Source organism: Accumulibacter sp. (assembly GCF_029255285.1).
Classification (GTDB): Bacteria; Pseudomonadota; Gammaproteobacteria; order Burkholderiales; family Rhodocyclaceae; genus Accumulibacter.
On sequence record NZ_JAPUVI010000071.1, the window covers coordinates 1 to 3,400 of the forward strand.

The following is a 3,400-nucleotide window of genomic DNA, read 5'->3' on the forward strand; positions in this document are numbered from 1 at the left end:
GCCGGCCCAACTAGGCATCCACGCCTTCGACATCGACCTCGCCGAACTCGTCGATTACATCGACTGGGGGCCGTTCTTCCAGACCTGGGATCTGGCCGGCAGCTACCCGAAAATCCTCCACGACGACATCGTCGGCGAAACCGCCCGCGAGCTGAAATCCGACGCCGAAGTGATGCTCGCGCGGATGGTCGCCGAGCAGGACACCAACCCGTGGATCAAGGCGCGGGCGGTGTTCGGGCTGTTTCCGGCCAATGCGGTGGGCGACGACATCGAAATCTATGCCGACGAGGACCGCCGCGATGTGCTGATGACCTGGCACGGCCTGCGCCAGCAGCACGAACGCCCGGCCGGCAAGCCGAACTACTGCCTCGCCGACTTCGTCGCGGGCAAGGAATCCGGCGTGGCCGACTATGTCGGCGCCTTTGCCGTCACCGCCGGGCTCGGCATCGAAGCGCGCCTTGCCGCCTATGAGCGCAGCCACGACGACTACCACTCGATCATGCTCAAGTCCCTCGCCGACCGCTTCGCCGAAGCCGCCGCCGAATGGCTGCATGCCCGCGTGCGCAAGGAATTCTGGGCCTACGCCGCCGACGAAACCCTGAGCTGCGACGACCTGATCAGGGAAGCCTACCGCGGCATCCGCCCGGCTCCCGGCTACCCGGCCTGCCCGGACCACACGGTGAAGGGCGAGCTCTTCAAGCTCCTCGACGCGCCGGCCCGGGCCGACATGCATCTCACCGAAAGCTTCGCGATGAGCCCCGCAGCGGCGGTGAGCGGTTTCTACTTCGCCCACCCGGACGCGCACTATTTTGCGGTGAGCAAGATCGGCCGCGACCAGCTCGAAGACTGGGCCAAGCGCACCGGCATGACGGTGGCCGAAGCCGAAAAGTGGCTGGCGCCGCTGCTGTGAGTCTTTTCGCCCTGGATCGAGACGTGCAAGTATGTGTTGCGTCTTGTGCTTTGGTCTTTCCGTGCCAATCAAAAGAAATCTTGCCAATTGAAATCCGGCGAGCATGAAAAAAACTGAAGACAATCCGATCCTGAATTCGCCTTACTCGGAGCCAGTTCGGCATTACGCGACCGACATCCAGGGCAATCTGAACTACAAAGACATCCGGGACGGTCGCCGCGTCTTCACTCCCGATGTGCCGCAGGTTCCGATAGGCCAGCAGGCGCAGGGAAACATGTTTGATGTTAACGATCTCACGAGTCAGTACGGCGAACATCTGGTTAACCAGATGCGTGATCAGATCCGAGATTGGCGTCAATCAGGCTACCGCGGCGTAACCAGTCGGGTGACGCGGGATTTGCTTGTCTACTGGTTTTCCAACCCGGAGCGTGCCCCGCACCAGAAACTGTTTTTCGCTCAGCAAGAAGCCGTCGAAACCGCAATCTGGCTCAACGAACTGGCAGAAAAGTCCAACACTGGAACGCATCTGCTCAACCAGTTGCGGCAGCGTCAGGCGACTGCTGGCGACAATCCGGCAGACCAATTACCCCGCTATGCCTTCAAAATGGCTACAGGTAGCGGCAAGACCGTGGTCATGGCCTGTTTGATTCTCTATCACTACCTCAACCGGCGGGAGTACCGCAGCGACACTCGCTATTGTGACTATTTTCTCGTTGTCGCCCCTGGTATCACCATTCGCGACCGTCTCAAGGTTCTGATCCCCGACGCCCGTCACGACAGCCCGCAGGACGCTCAGGATTACTACCGTCAGCGCTATCTGCTGCCACCGGCTTACCGTGCAGCCCTTGGCGAATTGGCCCATCGCCTGATCGTCACCAACTACCACGAGTTTCTGCCACGCCAGCTTTCCGGCAACAAGAAAACGCCCTTCGATGGGAAACTCGGCGAAGACGGCGGCAAGGTTAAAAGCTGTGAGGACGATAACCTCGTTCTGCGTCGTGTCCTTGGCAGTTTCAAGCCGGGTAGGCGGCTACTGGTCATCAACGATGAAGCTCATCACTGTTATCTGCCTCGTGCCAAGGGCAAGGACACCGAATTCGACAATTCCGAAACCGAGAATGAGCGCGCGGCCGTTTGGTTCTCAGGTATCCGCGCCGTGGCGCAACGTTTCAAGTTGCGTGCCGTGTATGACCTGTCGGCAACCCCTTATTACCTTTCCGGTTCTGGCTACCCGGCTTATTCGCTGTTTCCCTGGACGGTCAGTGACTTTGGCCTGATCGAAGCCATTGAATCCGGCTTGGTCAAAATTCCCTTCTTGCCGGTCGATGACAGCAGCCATGCTATCGACGAACCCATCCTCAAAAACCTCTACGAAAACTGCAAAGGTGAACTGCCCAAGAAGGGCCAGCGCAAAGTACGCAAGGATGCGGAAGAGGGCGGTGTCAGATTCGATGCGGCGCCGCACCTGCCCGGTATCGTTCGTTCCGCCTTGGAGCAGTTCTACAACCACTACGAAGAATACGAACGCGGCCAGCGAAAAAAAGGTGAACTCAAGGCGGACATGTTTACCGCGCCGCCGGTCTTCATTGTCGTCTGCAACAACACGACGGTATCTCGCGAAGTCTTCAAGGAAATTGCCGGCTACGAGCGTGTCGATGAAAACGGCCAGACATCGGTCGTTCCCGGTCGCCTGCCGCTGTTTTCAAATTTTGATCAAAACACCGGTCGATCGCTGAACCGGCCGCCAACGCTGCTCATCGACAGCGATGCCCTGGAACACTCGGGCCAGATCGACGAAAGCTTCAAAAAGGTATTCGGCCCGGAAATCGAACGCTTCAAGCGCGACTATCGTCAACGTCACCCCGACAAGAGCATCGAACAACTGACCGATGGCGACTTGCTGCGCGAAGTCGTCAACACCGTCGGCAAGCCCGACACCCTCGGCGCCCATATTCGCTGCGTGGTTTCAGTCTCGATGCTTACCGAAGGCTGGGACGCCAACACCGTCACCCACGTCATGGGCCTGCGCGCCTTCGGCTCGCAATTGCTCTGCGAGCAGGTGGCAGGCCGGGCCTTGCGCCGCCGCCACTATTACATCGATCCCAAAACCGGAAAATTCCCGCCCGAATACGCGCACATCATTGGCGTGCCCTTCAAGCTCTTCAAGGCCGGGAAAAGCAGCCCGGTCGATGTGCCTGACTACGCCACGCTGCGTGCGCTGCCGGAGCGCTCGTCGCTTGAAATCCGCTTCCCCAACCTCGTCGGCTATCGACTCGAAAGCGACAGCAGCGAACTCCGAGCTGATTTCACCGCCACGCCCGATTACTTCATCGACACCACGCGTCAGCCTGTTGAAACCACCCTTGGCACCGCCGTATCAGGCGACACCCAAACGCTGCACGCGAATCTCGAAGCACTACGCGATCAGCAGGTTATCTACACGCTGACCAAGGAATACCTGTGTCGTGTGCACGACGAAAAGCAGCGCAA

At 59.3% G+C, this 3,400-nt stretch carries 2 protein-coding genes; both read left to right on the forward strand.

The window, feature by feature from the left end; translation table 11 throughout:
- Positions 1–910, forward strand: a 910-nt coding sequence (locus Q1M07_RS08645) for a vitamin B12 dependent-methionine synthase activation domain-containing protein (protein WP_300453033.1), incomplete at its 5' end; no start/stop codon positions are given.
- Positions 911–1,013: 103 nt separating this feature from the next.
- Positions 1,014–3,400, forward strand: a 2,387-nt coding sequence (locus Q1M07_RS08650; RefSeq protein WP_300453035.1) for a BPTD_3080 family restriction endonuclease, incomplete at its 3' end; no start/stop codon positions are given.